Here is a 17,585-nt window from a genome sequence, read left to right as displayed (position 1 = left end):
TGGCCCAGAACAGAGCGACCCCGTCGCGCGCAGAGCGCCGTCGCCCTTTTCGCCTCTTTCGGACCCCCCCCCCACCCCCGACCCCTCCCCACAAGGGGGAGTGGGGAAGGAAGGGGCTGATGCCGCGCTACCGGCTCATCATCGAATATGACGGCGGCCCCTTCGTCGGCTGGCAGCGGCAGGCCAACGGCGCGTCGGTGCAAGGCGCGCTCGAAGCCGCCATCGCGGCCTTCGCGCATGAGGCGGTGACCGTGAAGGGCGCCGGCCGCACCGACGCCGGCGTCCACGCCTCGGGCCAGGCGGCGCATGTGGACCTGACGAAACCGATCCGCCCCGACAAGCTGCGCGACGCCGCAAACGCCCATCTGCGCCCCGCGCCGATCGCCGTGCTCGAAGCCGAGGAGGTCGCGGACGATTTCGACGCGCGCTTCTCGGCGATCCGCCGGCACTACGTCTACCGCATCGTCGACCGCCGCCCGCCGCTCGCGCTGATGGCGGGGCGGGCGTGGCGGGTGCCCAAGCGCCTCGACGTCGAGGCGATGGACGCGGCCGGCAAGCGTCTGCTCGGCCGCCACGATTTCACGACCTTCCGCTCCGCCGCCTGCCAGGCGCTGAGCCCGGTGAAGACGCTCGACCGGCTCGACGTCCTGCGCGAGGGCGAGAGCGTGCTGATCTTCACCGACGCGCGCTCGTTCCTGCACAACCAGGTGCGCTCGATAGCGGGCTCGCTCGTCGAGGTCGGGCTCGGCCGCTGGAGCGCGGACGACATGGGCGACGCGCTCGCGCGCGCGGACCGCGCCGCCTGCGGCCCGGTCGCGCCGCCCGACGGCCTCACGCTGGTCCGGGTGGATTATCCGGAGGCGGAGAGCCCGCCCGTCTGACGGGCGCGGCGCGCCTTCAGCGCCTCAGCCGCGCCAGAACCTCGATCTCGATCTTCATCTCGGGCTTCAGCAGGGCGCAGAGAATGGTGGTGTTGGCGGGACGGATCTCGCCGAAGATCTCGCCCGTGACCTTGAAGAGGTCGGCGGCGCCGTCCGCGTCGACGAGATAGTAGCGGGTCTGCACCACGTCCTCGAAGGTCGCGCCGGCTTCTTTGAGCGCCTTCTCGATCGTGGCGAAAGCGTTGCGGGCCTGCGCCTCGACGCCCTCGGGCATCGACATCGAGACATAGTCGTAGCCGGTGGTGCCGGAGACGAAGACGAGGTCGCCGTCGACCACGGCGCGGCTGTAGCCCGCGGACTTCTCGAAGGGCGAGCCGGTGGAGATCAAGCGGCGGGTCATCTTGAGCCTTCTTGCGGAAGAGAGTGGAGAGGTCAGCGTCGGCCTCCTCCACCACCCTGCGGGTGGTCCCCCTCCTCCGCTCACGCAGAGGAGGATCAAGAAAAGGCGAAGCGCGTCGTGCGCGTATCCTCCCCTGCGAAGCGGGGGAGGGGGACCGCTTTAGCGGTGGAGGGGGCCCGCGTTATGGCCGGAACACGATTCCGGATCGGCCCGATGGACCGTCCGGAATGACGTCGCGCGGCTCACGCCCAGGGGCGGTCGGCCGCGAGCTTGTCCTCGAAGGAGGAGATCGTGTCGGCCTTCTGCATGGTGAGGCCGATGTCGTCGAGGCCTTCCAGCAGGCAGCGCTTGCGGAAGGGATCGATGTCGAACCTCACCACGCCGCCGTCCGGGCCGCGGATCTCCTGGGCTTCCAGATCGACGGTGAGGCGCGCGTTCGCGCCGCGCTCGGCGTCGTCCATCAGCTTGGCGTGGTCTTCCGGCGTCACGATCACCGGCAGAATGCCGTTCTTGAAGCAGTTGTTGTAGAAGATGTCCGCGAACGAGGTCGAGATTACGCAGCGGATGCCCTTGTCGAGCAGCGCCCAGGGCGCGTGCTCGCGCGACGAGCCGCAGCCGAAATTGTCGCCCGCCACCAGGATCTGCGCGTCGGCGTAGGCCGGCTTGTTCAGCACGAAGTCCGGGTTCTCGCTGCCGTCGGCGTTGTAGCGAAGCTCGGAGAACAGACCTGCGCCGAGCCCCGTGCGCTTGATCGTCTTGAGATACTGCTTCGGGATGATCATGTCGGTGTCGATGTTGATCAGCGGCAGGGGCGCTGCGACGCCGGTCAGCGTGGTGAAGCTCTGCATTGCTCGTTCTCCTGAAGCCGCACGTCTTGCTACCGCGCGCGTCCGAGGTCAACCTCGCGCCCCGCTCACGACCGCTTCGGACGCCGCGCCGCAGATATGATCTTCTCGATCCACATTCCCAAGACCGCCGGCACCAGCTTCCGCCACGCGCTCGAGGCGCGCTACGGCGACGGGCTCGCTCTCTATTACGGCGTGCTCGACCCGAAGACGACGGACGGCCTGCGCGTGCGGCGCGAGGAGCTCGCCGAGGCCGCCGCGAGGCTGCCCGAGCGCGGTTTCGAGGTGCTGCACGGCCATTTCCACGCCGCCCATGTCGCGCCGCTGGTCGAAAGCCCGTCGCAGGTCTGGACCTGGCTGCGCGACCCCGTCGAGCGGACCTTGTCGCATTATGAATTCTACCGGCAGGAGCCGCTGGAGCTGAAGGCGCTGGCCGACCGGGTGAAGTCCGGCGACGTCGGCCTCGGCGCCTTCGCCCGGACCAAGGAGATCCAGGAGATCCAGAGCCGGTTCCTGAAGGGGCTCGCGCTCTCCGAGCTCGGCTTCGTCGGGATCTCGGAGCATTTCGAGCTCGGGCTCTCGCTGCTCTTCGGCGAGGACGCGCCCCAGCTCAAGCGGCGCTACAACACGACCGACCGGGACGACCCCGTGCCGGACGGAAAGCGCGACAGGATCGCGGCCGCGAACATCCGCGACATGCAACTCTACGCCGAGGCGCTGCGGCTCTTCGTGGCCCGCGTCGCGGCCGGCAAGGCGGCCGCCCCGACGCGTCCGGGCCTCGTCGGCCGCCTGTTGCGGCCGGCCGGCTGAGGCGGCTCAGGCCGACCTGTCGACGCCCGGCGTCGCAGGGGCCGGCTTCGGGCCGCCGCGCGCCACGCCCACCATCGCGGGCCGAAGGATGCGGTCGCCGATCATGTAGCCGTCCTGCATGACCTGGACCACCGTGCCGGTCGGCACGCTTGAGTCCGGCGCCTCGAACACCGCCTCGTGGCGATGCGGATCGAACAGCTGGCCGTGCGGCGCGAGCCGCGTGACGCCGTTCTTCTCGAGCGCCTTCAGAAGCTCGCGCTCGGTGAGCTCGACGCCCTGCAGGAAGGCGGTGAGCGCGGGATCGGCGCCGTCGTCGACGGATTCGTCGTCGGGCTTGCCGGGCGCCGCGGAGTCGATCGCGCGGCGCAGATTGTCGGCGACGGCGAGCAGGTCGCGGGCGAACGCCGTGTTGGCGTAGCGCTTGGCGTCCTGCGTCTCGCGCTCGGTGCGGCGGCGCAGGTTCTCCATCTCGGCGTGGGCGCGCAGCAAACGGTCGCGCAGATCCGCGACCGCGGCTTCGAGCTCGGCGGTCCGGTCCGGCGCGGGGGCCGCGACCTCGGGCTCGACGCCCTGGTCTGCGCGCTGCTCCTCGGTGAGGGCCTCGGCTGCGGTCGCGTCGGTCTCGGCCGTGCGGCTTTCGGTCTTGGGCGTGTTGTCGGCCGACATCGGATCCGGCATGAGCGGCTCTGGTCCATCGCTAAGGGGGCTGGAAACGTGCCGGATATCAGGCGCGGGGGCGCAAAAATCAAGCCGTGACGGACGAGCCGTCACTCGATCCGCACGCTCGACGAGCGCTCGCGCCGGTCGCGTCCATCACGGTGACGCGGGCGAAGCCGGGACCCGGCGCGCTCCAGAACGCCTCGCGGCGGCGCTCCGGCGGCAGCGGGCGGCCGTCGACGAGCCAGCGGAACGGCGCCACGCCGCCCGCGGCCTTCAGCGACAGGTCGCCGCCCGCAAGCTCCACCCGCGCGCCGTCCGGCGGGAAGGCCACGGCGAGCGGCGCGGCCTCGCGGACGCCCGCCACGGGAAGCGGCGCGCCAGCGGGACGGAAACGCTTCAGCGGTTCGGGAAGATCGGCGAAGGCGAGCAGAGCCGATTGAGGCGCCGGCGGCAGCGGCGCGACGCCCTCGCCGATGCGCGCGAAGGCGTCGAACAGGATCGGGGCCGCGGCGTCGCGGCCGACGAGCCCCGCGCTCGAGGCGCCGTCCGGCCGCCCGGCCCAGACCGCCACCACGCGGCGGCCGTCGAAGCCGACCGCCCAGGCGTCGCGATAGCCGTAGGAGGTGCCGGTCTTGAAGGCGAGCCGCCCGCCGAGCGCGGCCTCGGGCGGCGGGCTCTTCAAGAGCGCCTGCGCGACGGCTGCGGCGGCCACGGGATCGCAGAGCCTGCGGCCGGGAGACGCCGGGTCGGCGAGATCGGCGGGGTCGATCGCGAGCGGAATGGTCGCGCCGCCGCGCGCAAGGCCGGCATAGAGCGTGGCGAGATCGACGAGCCGGATCCCGACGCCGCCGAGCGCGACCGCGAGCCCCGGGGTTTCGCCCGCGGGAAGCGCCAGCGGCCCGCCCGCAGCGCGAAGCCGCGCGGAAAACCGCGCCGGGCCGACCGCGTCGAGCAGCGCGACCGCCGGGATGTTGAGCGAGAGCGCGAGCGCCTGGCTCGCGCTGACGGTGCCGTGGAAGCCCTCGTCGAAATTGCGCGGCGCGTAGTCGCCGAAGCGCGACGGCCGGTCCTCGATCAGCGTCGCGGGGGCCGCGACGCCGTTCTCGAAGGCGAGCGCGTAGATGAAGGGTTTGAGCGCCGAGCCCGGCGAGCGGATGGCGCGGGTCTGGTCGAGCGCGCCGGCGCGGGTGGCGTCGAAATAATCCGCCGAGCCGACCGAGGCCTCGATCGCGCCCGTCCTGTGGTCCACGGCCACGATCGCGACCGAGAGGCCCGGCCCGAGCGAGCGCGCCCGGTCGCGCGCAAGCTCCTCCAGGGCGCGCTGGAGATCGCGCCGGACGGTGAGGCGCGCGACCCCGCCGGCGCCCACGCGCCGCGCCGCGGCCTCCGCCGCGTGGGCCGCAAGGTTCGGGAAGTCGCGCCGGGCGTCGGGGACCGGTTCGTCGCGGGCGTAGGTCGCTTCCGCCGTCGTGATCGCGCCTGCGGCCGCGAGCCTGTCGAGCACGCGATCCCGCGCGCGCTTGGCCGCCGCGGCGTCGCGGTCGGGCCTGCGGGTTTCGGGCGACTGCGGGATCGCGACCAGCAGCGCGGCCTCGGCGATCGAGAGCCGCGCCGGCTCCTTGCCGAAGAAGGCGAGGCTCGCGGCCCGCACGCCCTCGAGATTGCCGCCATAGGGGGCGAGCCGGAAATAAAGGTCGAGCACCCCCTCCTTGCCGACCCGCCGTTCGAGCGCGAGCGCGGCGCCGGCCTCGCGCCACTTGCGGGTCAGCGTCCTCGAGCGATCCGGATTGAGCAGGCGCGCGACCTGCATGGTGAGCGTCGAACCGCCCGACACCACGCCGCCATGGCGCGCCGCCTGAAGCGCCGCGCGAACCGCCGCCACCGGATCGACCCCCGGATGGGCGAAAAACCGTTTGTCCTCATAGGCGGTAAGGAATTTCAGGAAGCGCGGATCGACCTCGCTGCGCGCCACCGCCAGCCGCCACGCCCCGTCGGCCGCCGCGAAGGGGCGCAGAAGCCGCCCGTCGCGGTCGTTGACGAGGGTCGAGAGGAGGCTTGCGCGGCCGGGCTCGGGCGCGGGTACGAGGCGAGCGAGATCGCGGCGCGGAGCCGGCGACGAGAGCTGCGACAGCCGCGCAGCCGGCGATGCGGATCAAGAGGCGGGACATCTCAGCCTCCCTCCCCTGGGACAGGGGAGGGTAAGGGTGGGGTGGGGTGGGCCCCAGAATGGAACGGCGCCGCGCTACGCCCAGCCACCCCACCCGTCACGCCGCTTCGCGGCGCGCCTCCTCCCCTCTGGGAGGGAGGGAGAAAAGCGGTTGATCCGGCCGCCATGGTCTGAAAAGGCGGCGGCGCCGGCCCCCTCCACCGCTTCGCGGTCCCCCTTCCCCGTCCTGCGGACAGGGGAGGATCCGCGCACGAACGCCTGCGCCTCCTTGATCCTCCTCTGCGAAGCGGAGGAGGGGGGCCACCCGAAGGGTGGCGGTGGAGGCCAGCGGCGCCCTTTCCGGAAGACGATCCCGGATCGGCCGACGGGCCGTCCGGGATGACGCGCTGGCCAAGGCCCGGCTCATTTGGCCGCCGTCACCTCGACGACGCCCGCGCCCGTGCGGGCGAAGCGATCGGCGCGGTACATGTCCTCCACCGTCGCCGCCGGCTGGGCGTAGCGCCCGGGCGCGACGGCCCTCACCACATAGGCCGCCGAGTAGGTGGAGGAGGCCTCAGCGCCCCGGTCGAAGGCCGCGATGAAGCGGTCGTCGCGGAACTCGGAATGGACCGCCTCCGGCTCCTCGCCCAACATCGAGAGCGCCGGGAGCTTGGCCGAGCTGACGAGCTCCGGATTGTCGATCTCGAAGCCGGCAGGCAGGCGATCGACGACGAGGACGCGGCCCGGGCGGGGCTCCGGTTCGGTGACGGTCACCACCACCACGAGCCGCGTGTTCTGCGCGACCGAGGACGTCGACCTCGACGCCCGCGGTCGTGTAGTAGCGCCGCTCGAGATGGAAGCCGGCCTCGGCCGCAGGCTCGGGCGTCAGCGGCGCTCCGCGGACGGTCACCACGGCCTCGAGCGGCGTCTGTCCGGCGTTCGCCACCGTCACCGGCTTCGCGCCGAGCGCCGCGCCCGAATAGGTCTCGTCGAGCGCGCCCTTCTTCGCCGCCCCGTCGACGGTGAGCGCGAGGTCGGCGCTCTGGCCCTTCAGCGCGCGGGCGGCGAGCAGCAGCCAGGCGTTCTCCTGCGTCGTCAGATACGGCCGGTCGCGCCGCGCCTGCCCGATGCGCCGGAGCGCCGCGGGCGTCACGGCGGCGTCGATCCGGTTCTCGGCGCCGAGCGCCACGATCGCGGCCTGGTCGCGCAGGACCGAGCCGAAATCGGAGCGGGCGGCGTCGTCGGGCGCCGCGATCTCGGCGGCCGCGAAGGCCTTCGAGGCCCGCGCGAAATCGCCGGTCTGGGCGAGCGCCGCCCCGATCTCGGCGCGCGCGAGCGGGCTCGCGAACTCCTCGATCTTGACGTCGGCGAGGTAGCGCAGGTCGCCGAGCAGCGCGCGGCCGTTCTTGGCGAGCACATAGTGGGCGTAGGCGAGGTCGCTCTCGGTCTGGTCCTGACGCAGGCCGATGGCGTTGCGCAGGTTGTCGAGCGCGGAGGCGAAGGCCCGATCGGGCACCGCGAAGCCCGCGCCGCGGGCGCGGCCGAAAACGTCGGCCACGTAAGAATCGAGCCAGAGGTCGCCCCCCTCGGCCGACCAGAGGCCGAAGGAGCCGTTGGAGTCCTGACGCGCGAGGATGCGGGCGATCATCTCGCCGGCCTGTCGCTTCACCTCGTCGGGCGAGACGCCGGCGACCTGCGACGACATGCCGAGCTCCGAGCCGTAGACCAGCGCGAGCAGGCGGCTCGAGAGCTGTTCGGAGCAGGCGTAGGGGTAACCGTCGAGCGCGAGCTTGAAGGTGGCGGCGTCGAGCGCGCCGGGCTTGCCGACCGAAAGCGCGACCGAGCCGGTGCCCGGAACGATGTCGGCCAGCATGTCGCGCGACACGGTCACGCCCGCGCCCTTGGCGAGCGCGATGACGTTTCGGCGCACGACCGGCGAGGTCTGCGGCTTCGTCTCGAGCGCGAGCGCCTGGACGTAGGCGCGCCCGTCCGGCCCCTTCACCGAGACTTCGACGCGGCCGGCGCCCACGCCCTTGGCGGCGAGCGGAACCTCGACGGCGGCGCGCGCCTTCTGGGCGAGCTTCACCGTCTTCGCGCCGCCCTCGATCGCGAGCGGCCCGGAGACCGCGACTTGGACCTGATGGTCGCCGGCCGGGCCCGAGACGTTGTCGAGGTCGAGCCGCAGACGCGAGCGGTCGCCGTCTGCGAGGAAGCGCGGCAGCGCGGCCGTCACGACGACCGGATCGGCGACCACGACGTCCCGAGCCGCGTGGCCGAGCTTCTGGCCCGACCATGCGACGGCCATCAGTTTCACGGTTCCGTTGAAAGGCCGGGATCTCGAACGGCGCGGAGACAAGCCCGTCGGGGCCGACCTTCACGATGCCCGAGAACAGCGCGAGCGGGGCCTGGGTCGGGGTGTCCTGCAGGCCGCCCGAGCCCGCGCCGTCGCCGCCCGAGCGGATCTTGCCCTTGGCGGCCGTCATGCCGTCGATGAGCTGGCCGTAGAGGTCGCGGATCTCGGAGGCGAGCTTGCGCTGGCCGAAGACCTCCGTGTCCGGGGCCGGCGGCTTGTAGCCCGTGAGGTTGAGGATGCCGACGTCGACGGCGGCGATCGTCACATAGGCCTGCTCGCCCTGCGCGACGTTCGAGAGTTTTCAGGCCGACGTCGAGCGTGCGGCGCGGCTCGATCCGCTCGGGAACGTCGATCGCGACCCGACGGTCTTTTCAGCCGCGTCGATCTGGGCGTGCGCGACGCCGACCGCGCGGCCGGGCATGCGGCTCGCCTTGGCGTCGAGCGGGCGGTGGACGAACGCCACCACATAGGCGCCCGGCCGCCATGCGTCGGAGACCTTGAAGCTCGCGGTCGCGCCGTCGGCTGCGACGTCGACGATCTTCTGGTCGATCACGCCCCCGAGGCCACGACGAGCACGGTGGCGCGGCCTGCGAAGCGCGAGCCGAGCCGCACCGTCGCGGTCTCGCCCGGCCGGTAGGTCGGGCGGTCGAGCGCGACGTCGAGCAGGTCCGGCGTGTCGGCGGAAGCGGCTGCGAAATAGCCGGCGTCGAACGCGACGCTGGCGGCCGGCCCCTTGGGATCGGCGCTCGCGACCTCGAGCCGGTAGCGGCCATAGTCGACCTTGGCCTCGACCTTGCCCGGCGCGTCGGCCGCGACGTCCAGCTTGCCGTCGGCGACCCGGCGTGTGCGGGTGACGGTCTCGAAATTCCAGCGCCCGTCGGTCGCGTACCACTGGTAGCTGGTCTCAAGCCGCACGAGCTGCCAGCTTAGGCCTTGCGCGGCGGCGGGCTTGCCGTCCGCGCCCGCGAGCCGAACGTCGAACTTCGCCACCTCGCCGTTTCCGAGCGCGCCCTTGAAAGCGGGGCGAACGCCGATGCGCGCGCCGGTGGCCGCCACGGGAAGCGTCAGAGTGCGCTCGAGCGTGCGGCCGGAGGTTCGGCGAGACGCAGCGCGACCGTCGCCTCGAGCGGGCGCGTCGCGTCGGGAAGCTCCGGCTGGGCGACGCGGACGTCGGCGTGGCCCTTGGCGTCGGTGCGGCCGAGCCCGTCGAGCGGGGTGCGGACCGGGGCGACAGTCTCGTCCGAGAGGCCGAACTGATAGCCCTCGAAGCCCGCCAGGCCGCCGTCGCGCGCCTTCACCGTGACCTCGCCCTCGATCGCGAGGTCGCCGGCCGGCGCGCCGTAGAGCCAGCGTCCGTCGACCGAGACCGTGGCCCGACGCCCCGAGCTCGGCGGCCTTCGAGGCCACCGTCATGTCGAGCTTTTCTGGCACGTAGTCGGCGACGAGGAAGCTGGTCTCGCCGATGGGCTGGCCCTTGGCGTCGGCGAGCGCCTCGACGCGCCACGTGCCGCCCATCGCCTGATCGACCAGCGCCACGTCGAGCGTGCGCCCGCCGCCGCCGGCGTCGACAGTGACGACCCGCCGGTCCTCGACGCCGTCGGGGCGCTTCACCACCAGCGTCAGCGGCAGGCCCTCGACGCCCGCGCCCTTGTCGTCCCGCAAGAGCGCGGTGAGATGCACGGTCTCCTTCGAGCGGTAGACGCCGCGCTCGGCGAAGAGCTGGGCGTCGAGCGGGCCGGGCGCCGCGCGGCCGCCAACGCCGCGGTCGGAGAGGTCGAAGCCGGGCTTGGTGAGGTCGAGGAAGCCGTAGTCGGCGCCCGCGGAGGCCGCGATCATCGCCGGGCCTGGCCGCCGGTCCCGCGCGCAAGGCCCGGCTCGAAGGTGACGAAACCGTCGGCGTCGGTCGCCTTGGTCGCCAGCACCTCGTTGTTGCGGGCGATGAGCCTGAGCTCGACGCCCTTCAACGGCGCCGCGGAGGCGAGCGAGCGCGCAAACGCCTTGACGCCGTCGGTTCCCGAGACGGCCGTGAGGCCGAGATCCGAGACCACGAACCACTGGGTGGCGCGCGAGTCCCACGGCTCAGCCTCGGTCTCGCCCTTCGGCCGCGCCGACATGACGTAGACGCCGGGCTTCAGGTCCGGCACGGCCTCCTGCACGGGGAAGGCGGTGACGACGTCGGCGTTCTGGCGACGCTCGACCGCGAGTTCGCCGGAAAAGATCATCGCGCCCTGGTCGTCGCGGAGCTTGTCGAGCTCCTCGCCGTCGAGCTGCTTCTGGAAGTCGCCGGAGGTGACCGCCTGGGCGAGGCTGCGGTCGTTGATGCGGTAGACGTCGACGAGCGCGGCGTCGGCGTTGACGGTGACGACCGGCACGCCCTGCTGGCCGGTCGAGGGCAGCACGTAGTTGCGCCCCGTGAACCGCGCCGCGGGCTTGCGGTCGCGGACGTAGATCCGGAAGTCCTTGTTGGCGGGAAGCGTCTCGTCGACGTTCGACGGCAGGCCGGCGCGGATCGTGAGGTCGTAGGTCTCGCCGTGCTTCAGGCCGTCGACGCAGATCTGCTGCGCTTCCGCCGTCACGGCCGGCTGGTCCACGCCCTTCAGCGCGACGAAGGGCGAGAAGTCGACGCGGCCCTTGGCGAGATCTTCCGAGAACTGGACGCAAGCGCGCGGCGCCGCCGCGTCGGCGTCGATCGAATAATCGAGCGCGCGAAAACCGTGCTCGGCCCGCAGCGTCGCGTAGGTCGCGCGGGCGTCGGCGTTGTCGGCGAGCGCAAGGCTCGCCTTCAGCGCGTCGATCGCCGGGCGCCAGTCCTCGCTGGTCGCGAGCGCGTTGGAGAGCACGGCGAGCGCGCGGGCCTTAGTCTTGGCGTCGGGCGAGACCTGATAGGCCTGCCACGCGGCGCCGACCGCTTGGCTCCGAAGGGTTTCCTTCTCCGAATAGTCGTCGGTCTCGACCTTGGTGAGCGCGACCGAGAGGTTGCGCCAGGCCTGCTCGTTCCTCGGATCCTTGCCGGCCGCGAGCGCGAAGGTCACAGAAGCCTCCCGCCAGCTCGAGGAGCGGATTTGGGCGACGCCCTGCTTGACGAGCTCGGCGACCGGCCGCGAGTCCCCGCCGGCCTCCCGCTTCAGCTTGGCCTCGAGCTTGAGGCCGCTCTCGGAGGCCGTCCGATTCTGGAAGCCTGCCGCCGTCTGCGCCGAAAGGCCCGGAGCTGCAAGAAGCGACGCCGCGAGCGCCAACGCTCCGACCGCGTGAGAAAACCGAAGACGCGCCATCGCCATTTCCCCCGCGCCCGATCTGCGCCGGGCGCTCGACGATAGCTCCGCGGCGTCCTGGGCGGAACGAGTTTCTTGCGCGTTCACGGCTTCGCAAGGCCCGCCATGCGAACCTCCCTCGAGGCATGTCTCAACGAGGCGGAAACGGGATGGCGATGACCGAGGCTTCGGCGCGCGCGACGGGCGTCGGCGCACGCCCCGCGCTGTTCGCCGACGCGGGCTGGCCGCTCGTCGTCTTCATCTGGGCGGTCTACGCCGCGGCGACGGCGTTCTCCGCGTTTCCGACCGTCGTCGAGCAGCTCTCGACCGACGACGCCATGCGGCTCGTCGAGGTGCGGGACCTCCTCGCAGGCCAGGGATGGCTCGACCTCGTCCAGCATCGCCTTAACCCGCCGGACGGCGTGACCATGCACTGGTCGCGGGTGATCGACCTGCCGATCGCGGCGCTGCTCGCAGGCTTGCGGCTCGTCGTATCCGAGGATCTCGCGACGCGGCTGACGATCACGATCTGGCCGCTCATCCTGTTTCTGCCGGCGCTGCTCGCCGCGGCCTCGGCCTGCCGGACCCTCGCCGGGCCCGCCGCCGGCGCCATCGGCGCATTCATGATGGTGATGTCGCCGGGCGTCGCCTCGCGCTTCCAGCCCGCCTCGATCGACCATCACGGCGCGCAGATCGCGCTCGCGCTGCTGCTGCTCGCCTGCGCCATGCGGCTCGACAGGTCGGTCCGGGCAGGCGTCGCCGGGGGCCTCGCCGCCGCGCTGATGATGGCGATCGGCATGGAGACCGCTCCCCATGTCGCGGCCGCCGCCGCGCTCGTGGCGCTGCGCTGGGCGGCGTCCGACGACGCCGACGAGCGCGCCGGGCGCGGCGTCGCCGCCTTCGGGCTCAGCTTCGCGGCCGGAACCTTCGGCGTCGCGGTCCTGACGCTCTCTCCCGAAAGCTGGCTCGCGCCGGTCTGCGACGCGCTCGGCGTCGGGCATATCGCTGTCGCCACGCTCGGCGGGCTCGGCCTGGCGGCGGCCGTGCGCTACGCGGGACCGGGCCGGATCGCCCGCTTCGCGGCGCTCGGCCAGGTCGGGGTCGCGGTCGCGGTCGGCCTGCTGATCGCCTCGCCCAACTGCCTCAACTCGCCCTACGGCGCCCTGCCCGAGCAGCTCAAGACCGGCTGGCTCGACAAGGTGCAGGAGGCGCAGAACATCGCCGCCTCCTCGATCGCCGAGCCGACCGCCACCCTCGCCATCGGCCTGCCGCTGTTCGCGCTGGTGGCCGTCGCGATCTGGGCCGTGATCGCGGCCCCGCGCGAGAACCGCTGGCCGGTCGCCATCGCGGCCGCGATGTGCGCGGCCTCGGTCGCCGTCACCTGCTGGCAGATCCGCGGCGCGAGCCTCGCCTTCGCGCTCGGCGGCGTGCTGCTTCCGCTCGCCGTGCTCGCGATCGGCCGGACCGGCGGGCGGCTCAGGACGGTTCTCGCGCTCGTCGCCTTCAGCCCCGCGACGCTTGCGCTCGCAGGGCTCGGCGTCGCCGACATCGCGGGCCTTCCCGCGATCCGCGACGGCGGCGCGATGGGCGGCATGTGCCGGTCCGCCGACTACCGGGCGCTCGCGGCCAAGGCGCCGCAGGGTCTCGCCCTCAACACGATCGACGTGGGCCCGGCGCTTCTCGCCCACACCGGCCTGTCGGTCGTCGGCGCGCCCTATCACCGCAATGTCGACGGGCTGACGGCGGCGCTCGACGCCTTCGGCGGCAGCGAGGAGACCGCCCGCTCGGTCGCCCTGTCGCGCGGCGCCGCCTTTGTGGTGGTCTGCGCGACCGACGGCGGCGTGACCCCTTACGCCGAGGAGAACCCCGGCGGCTTCTCGGCGAAGCTGCTGTCTGGACCCGCGCCCGCCTGGCTCGAGCCGATCGATCTCGGCCCGGACGCCAAGCTCAAGGCGTGGCGAGTCCTCCGCGGGCGCTGAGCGCTCTTCGCCAAGGCTCTTGCGCGCTCTCCGCGGGCCGCTAGTTTCGCCGCCATGGCCTCCGACGCGTCCAGCAAGTCGAACCGAACCGCCGAGACGCAGGCCCGCGAGGCCGAGCGCAGGAAACGGCTCGCCGCCGCGCTGCGCGACAATCTGAAACGCCGCAAGGCTCCGGGAGCGGAGCCGCCCGCCGCCGCCGACGAACCGAAGACCTGATCACCAGCCTGCGGGCGTCCGCCCGTCCCAACCGCCGCGAGGACCGCCATGCCGCGTCGCGTCGATGTCTATTTCTCCGTCATGTCCCCCTGGGCCCATCTGGGCAACGTCCCGTTTCTCGCAGTCGTGCGGAGACACGGGCTCGAGGTCGCGTGGCGGCCTGTCCCGCTCGGAGAGCTGTTCGCCGAGACCGGCGGCCTGCCGCTCGCGAAGCGCACGATCGAGCGGCGCCGCTATCGCGACGTCGAGCTCTCCCGCTGGTCGCAAAAGCGCGGCCGGCCTGTGAAGCTGCGGCCCGCCCATTGGCCGTTCTCGCCCGCGCTCGCCGACCGCGCGGTCATCGCGGTCGCCGCCTCGGGCGAGGATCCGGCGGATTTCGTCGTCCGCGCCGGGCGGGGCGTCTGGGAGGAAGACCGCGACCTCGCCGCCCGCGAAACGCTCGCCGAACTGCTTCTGGCCTGCGGCCACAACGCCGAACGCGTGCTGGCGCGCGCCGAAAGCGAGGAGACGGCGGCCGCCTATCAGGCGAATTTCGCCGCGGCCCGGGCGGCGAGCGTCTTCGGATCGCCCACCTATGTTCTCGACGGCGAGGTCTTCTGGGGGCAGGACCGCATCGACCTGCTGGACGACGCGCTGGCGAGCGGCCGGCGACCCTACACGGCGTCGGAGTGAGGCCTCGGCCGCAGCGTCACGCCGGCCGGGCGGCGCGGGAGCTTGCGTAAAACTCCCTGAAGGAAATCAGCCTCTGGCTGGTTTCATCCCACAGCGTCAGGGGAACGCACTTCAGGCTCTCCCACAGCGTCAGGCGGCCGATGTCGCGGAGCTCGGGAAACTCCCGGAGCACTTCCGGCAAGCGGTAGAACGGGATTCGGCTCGACAGATGGTGGACGTGGTGGATGCCGATGTTCGCCGTCAGCCAGCTGAGCGGCGCGGGCATGTGATAGTAGGAGCTGCCGTAGAGGGCCGCTTCCGAGGCGTTCCATTCGTCGTTCTTGCTCCAGTGCGTCCGGTCGAACTGGTGCTGGACGAAGAACAGCCACACGCCGATCGTGGCGGCGAGAACGACGATCGGCAGCTGGATCATGAAGAACGTCGCGGGCCCGACCGCCCACGCCAGCAGCGCCGCAAGGACGAGGATCGCGGCGTTGGTGGTCATCGTGCTCACCCAGAGCGCCCGGCCGCTGCGCATGAAGCCGACCGGCAGGCGGCCCTGAAGCAGGAAGACGTAGCTCGGTCCGATCCCGAACATCACGAGGGGGTTGCGGTAGAGCCGATAGGCGAGCCGCTTCAGGCCCGGTAGCGCGCGATATTCGTCGACCGTCAGCGTGTCGATGTCGCCGACCCCACGGCGGTCGAGGTTGCCCGACGTCGCGTGATGGATCGCGTGGCTTCGCCGCCAGTGCTCGTAGTCCGTCATGGTGAGCACGCCGACGACGCGGCCGACCCAGTCATTGGCTTTGCGCGTCGCGAAGAACGATCCGTGCCCGCAATCATGCTGGACCATGAACAGACGAAGGAGAAGCCCGGCCGCGGGAGGGATCAGCAGCGCGTAGAGCCAGCCGAGCTCATAGCTCAGCGCGATCGCCATGGCGGCCCACGTCGCCGCGAACAGGACGACCGTCAGGCCGAACTCGAACGCGCTGCGGAGCGTGTCCGGCGTCTGGAACGCGCGCAGGGATCGCCTCAGTCCGTCCGCGTCGACGCGTGTTATCTCGATGTCGGCCGCAGCCATGCCGCACTCGCTTTCGGGGCGCCAAGACGATCGGCGCGGAACCGTTTCATTCAGATTGCACGCCGCTTCCGGCGCAGCTTGGCGGGCAGGCGAGCCTTTCGGCGCCAGCGTGACTCGCGCGGCCAGCCCTATCACACTCTCGACCGGCGAATAGGATCGTTTCGTCGAAGCGGCAGGCGGCGCGACTATACCTTTTGCTTGCGCGGCAACGGCGCCGCAGGGCGCCGGGCGCGGCGCCTCTCTTGCCTGAACGGAGACGCCGTCCGACGCCGCTTCAGCAATTTGTGATCGACCCAGATCGCTTCTGGGGCGGAAGACGATCGCGTCGTAAGGGAAAGCGTCGGGACCAGTTAGTCGGGGAAAATGCTGATGGCGGCCGCAGGCCAAAGCGAACTTGTTCAGGTGGTGGCGTTGCTGGGAGCCGGCGTCGTCGCCGTGCCCATCTTCAAGCGGCTCGGCCTTGGCTCGGTGCTCGGCTATTTCGCCGCCGGCCTCGTGATCGGGCCGTTCGGCCTGAAGCTGTTTTCCGATCCCGCCACCATCCTGCACATCGCCGAATTCGGCGTGATCATGCTGCTGTTCGTGATCGGGCTCGAAATGCAGCCCTCCCGGCTGTGGGGGCTGCGGCGCGAGATCTTTGGGCTCGGCGCGGGGCAGGTCGCCGCGAGCGGCGCGCTGCTGACGCTCGCGGGCTATCTCTCGGGCCTCGACCTGAGCGTCGCCTTCGTCGCCGGAATGGGCTTCGTGCTGTCCTCGACCGCGGTCGTCATGCAGATGCTGGACGAGCGCGGCGAGACCTCGACGGCGCAGGGGCAGAAGGCCGTCTCGATCCTTCTGCTCGAAGACCTCGCCATCGTGCCCCTGCTTGCGATCGTCGCCTTCATCGCGCCGGCGGGAGCCGCCGAGACCTCATCGGACCGCGTGCTCGAGATCGGGATCGCGATCGGCGCGATCGCGGGGCTCGTGCTCGCCGGCCGTTATCTGCTCAACCCGATGTTCAAGATCCTCGCCAAAGCCCAGGCCCGCGAGGTGATGACGGCGGCGGCGCTGCTCGTCGTGCTCGGATCGGCGCTGCTGATGGCGCTCGGCGGCCTCTCGATGGCGATGGGCGCGTTTTTGGCCGGCGTGCTGCTGTCGGAATCCACTTTCCGCCATCAGCTCGAGACCGACATCGAGCCGTTCCGCGGCATCCTGCTCGGCCTGTTCTTCCTCGCCGTCGGCATGTCGCTCGACCTGTCGGCGATCGCCGCGCACTGGCCGACGATCCTGGGCTTTACGGCGCTGTTCATCGCGGTGAAGTCGACGGCGATCTTCGGCGTCGCCCGCGCGCTCGGCTCTTCGAACCGCGAGGGGATCGACCGCGTCGCGCTGTTCGCGCAGGGCGGCGAATTCGCCTTCGTGCTCTACTCGGCCGCCGCCGCGGTCGGGATCATGGACGCGCCCACCAACGCGATCTTCACCGCGGTCGTGATCCTGTCGATGGCGCTGACCCCGCTCACCGCCCTCGCGCTGAAGCGCCTGATGCCGCCGGCCAAGCAGTCGCTCGACGGCGTCGACGCGGCCGAGGGGCTCACCGGCCAAGTGCTCGTCATCGGCTTCGGCCGCTTCGCGCAGGTGGCGAGCCAGTCGCTGCTCGCGCGCGGCTTCGACATCTCGATCATCGAGACCGACGTCGAGATGATCGAGGCGGCGGCGACCTTCGGCTACAAGGTCTATTACGGCGACGGAACGCGGCTCGACACGCTCCACGCCTCGGGCGCCGGCGAGGCGGGCGCGATCCTCGTCTGCGTCGACAAGCAGGAGACGTCGGAGAAGATCGTCGAGCTCATCAAGGCCGAGTTCCCGATGGCCAAGCTCCTGGTGCGGGCCTTCGACCGCGGCCACGCGATCGACCTGATCCGGACCGGCGTCGACTACCAGATCCGCGAGACCTTCGAGTCGGCCATGACGTTCGGCGAGGCGGCCCTGGTCGCGCTCGGCGTGCCGGAGGACGAAGCCGCGGAGATCACCGAGGACGTCCGCCGCCGCGACGTCGAGCGCCTCGACCTGCAGGTCGCGGGCGACATCCATTCCGGGCTCGACCTCCTGAAGGGCAACGCCCCCGTGCCGACGCCGCTCACCAAGCCGCGCAAGGAAGGCAAGATCATCGACCAGAAGCCCGCCGGCGCGGAGGCTCCGGCCCCCGCGGTCTGAGCTTCGGCGCAGCGGCCTTCGGGCGGCTCCAGCGTCCCGGGTCGGTCGGCCGGCTCTCGTCTCCATCTGCGAGCGGGAGCCGGCGAAGACCATCGTCGCGGAAATCCGAGAGCGGCGAA

General features: G+C 71.7%; 15 protein-coding genes. 6 read left to right on the top strand and 9 right to left on the bottom strand.

Features of this window, described 5'->3' with window-relative positions; all coding sequences use genetic code 11:
• Positions 1-119: 119 nt before the first annotated feature.
• Positions 120-881 (top strand): tRNA pseudouridine(38-40) synthase TruA, encoded by a 762-nt coding sequence (truA, locus tag K6K41_RS16100; RefSeq protein WP_261401357.1) that lies wholly within the window; start codon positions 120-122, stop codon positions 879-881.
• Between the two features lie 16 nt (positions 882-897).
• Here the strand turns inward: truA and K6K41_RS16095 are convergent, their stop codons facing one another.
• Positions 898-1,281 carry a RidA family protein gene (locus K6K41_RS16095; protein WP_261401356.1) on the bottom strand — a complete coding sequence of 128 codons (384 nt, stop codon included), beginning with the start codon at positions 1,279-1,281 and terminating at the stop codon, positions 898-900.
• 242 nt (positions 1,282-1,523) lie between these two features.
• Positions 1,524-2,129 (bottom strand): 3-isopropylmalate dehydratase small subunit, encoded by a 606-nt coding sequence (leuD, locus tag K6K41_RS16090; RefSeq protein WP_261401355.1) that lies wholly within the window; start codon positions 2,127-2,129, stop codon positions 1,524-1,526.
• Between the two features lie 96 nt (positions 2,130-2,225).
• Between leuD and K6K41_RS16085 the strand changes: the two genes are divergently transcribed.
• On the top strand, positions 2,226-2,936 hold the full coding sequence (locus K6K41_RS16085) for a hypothetical protein (RefSeq protein ID WP_261401354.1): 711 nt from the start codon (positions 2,226-2,228) through the stop codon (positions 2,934-2,936).
• Positions 2,937-2,942: 6 nt separating this feature from the next.
• On the opposite strand, the gene grpE is transcribed toward K6K41_RS16085, so the two are convergent.
• From grpE to K6K41_RS16045, 6 genes are all read right to left on the bottom strand, one after another.
• Positions 2,943-3,602 (bottom strand): nucleotide exchange factor GrpE, encoded by a 660-nt coding sequence (gene grpE / locus K6K41_RS16080; protein ID WP_378146072.1) that lies wholly within the window; start codon positions 3,600-3,602, stop codon positions 2,943-2,945.
• 79 nt (positions 3,603-3,681) lie between these two features.
• On the bottom strand, positions 3,682-5,727 hold the full coding sequence (gene pbpC / locus K6K41_RS16075; RefSeq protein ID WP_428978603.1) for a penicillin-binding protein 1C: 2,046 nt from the start codon (positions 5,725-5,727) through the stop codon (positions 3,682-3,684).
• 438 nt (positions 5,728-6,165) lie between these two features.
• A complete protein-coding gene (locus K6K41_RS16070; RefSeq protein ID WP_261401352.1) occupies positions 6,166-6,516 on the bottom strand; it encodes an alpha-2-macroglobulin family protein in 351 nt (116 codons plus the stop codon).
• 1,880 nt (positions 6,517-8,396) lie between these two features.
• A complete protein-coding gene (locus K6K41_RS16065; protein ID WP_261401351.1) occupies positions 8,397-8,648 on the bottom strand; it encodes a hypothetical protein in 252 nt (83 codons plus the stop codon).
• Positions 8,645-9,931, bottom strand: a complete 1,287-nt coding sequence (locus K6K41_RS30510) for an MG2 domain-containing protein (protein WP_428978528.1) — start codon at positions 9,929-9,931, stop codon at positions 8,645-8,647. The genes K6K41_RS16065 and K6K41_RS30510 overlap by 4 nt, the downstream gene beginning before the upstream one ends.
• The gene (locus K6K41_RS16045) at positions 9,928-11,367 is read right to left on the bottom strand and encodes an alpha-2-macroglobulin family protein (protein WP_261401350.1); all 1,440 of its coding nucleotides are present in this window, start codon (positions 11,365-11,367) and stop codon (positions 9,928-9,930) included. Before K6K41_RS16045 ends, K6K41_RS30510 begins: the two co-directional genes overlap by 4 nt.
• Positions 11,368-11,516: 149 nt before the next feature.
• On the opposite strand from K6K41_RS16045, the gene K6K41_RS16040 reads away from it, so the two are divergent.
• The 3 genes from K6K41_RS16040 to K6K41_RS16030 are packed head-to-tail and all read left to right on the top strand — an operon-like array spanning position 11,517 to position 14,213.
• Complete coding sequence (locus K6K41_RS16040; protein WP_261401349.1) at positions 11,517-13,325, top strand: hypothetical protein; 1,809 nt, start codon at positions 11,517-11,519, stop codon at positions 13,323-13,325.
• Between the two features lie 54 nt (positions 13,326-13,379).
• Positions 13,380-13,541, top strand: a complete 162-nt coding sequence (locus K6K41_RS16035) for a hypothetical protein (RefSeq protein ID WP_261401348.1) — start codon at positions 13,380-13,382, stop codon at positions 13,539-13,541.
• A 48-nt stretch (positions 13,542-13,589) separates the two neighbouring features.
• Positions 13,590-14,213 carry a 2-hydroxychromene-2-carboxylate isomerase gene (locus K6K41_RS16030; RefSeq protein WP_261401347.1) on the top strand — a complete coding sequence of 208 codons (624 nt, stop codon included), beginning with the start codon at positions 13,590-13,592 and terminating at the stop codon, positions 14,211-14,213.
• Positions 14,214-14,229: 16 nt separating this feature from the next.
• Here the strand turns inward: K6K41_RS16030 and K6K41_RS16025 are convergent, their stop codons facing one another.
• A complete protein-coding gene (locus tag K6K41_RS16025; protein WP_261401346.1) occupies positions 14,230-15,273 on the bottom strand; it encodes a fatty acid desaturase in 1,044 nt (347 codons plus the stop codon).
• A 366-nt stretch (positions 15,274-15,639) separates the two neighbouring features.
• On the opposite strand from K6K41_RS16025, the gene K6K41_RS16020 reads away from it, so the two are divergent.
• Positions 15,640-17,466, top strand: coding sequence for a monovalent cation:proton antiporter-2 (CPA2) family protein (locus tag K6K41_RS16020; protein WP_487308375.1), 1,827 nt, complete (start codon positions 15,640-15,642; stop codon positions 17,464-17,466).
• Positions 17,467-17,585 lie beyond the last annotated feature (119 nt).

This window comes from Chenggangzhangella methanolivorans, assembly GCF_019797865.1.
GTDB classification, from domain to species: Bacteria; Pseudomonadota; Alphaproteobacteria; order Rhizobiales; family Methylopilaceae; genus Methylopila; species Methylopila methanolivorans.
This window is presented reverse-complemented; position numbering and strand designations above follow the sequence as displayed.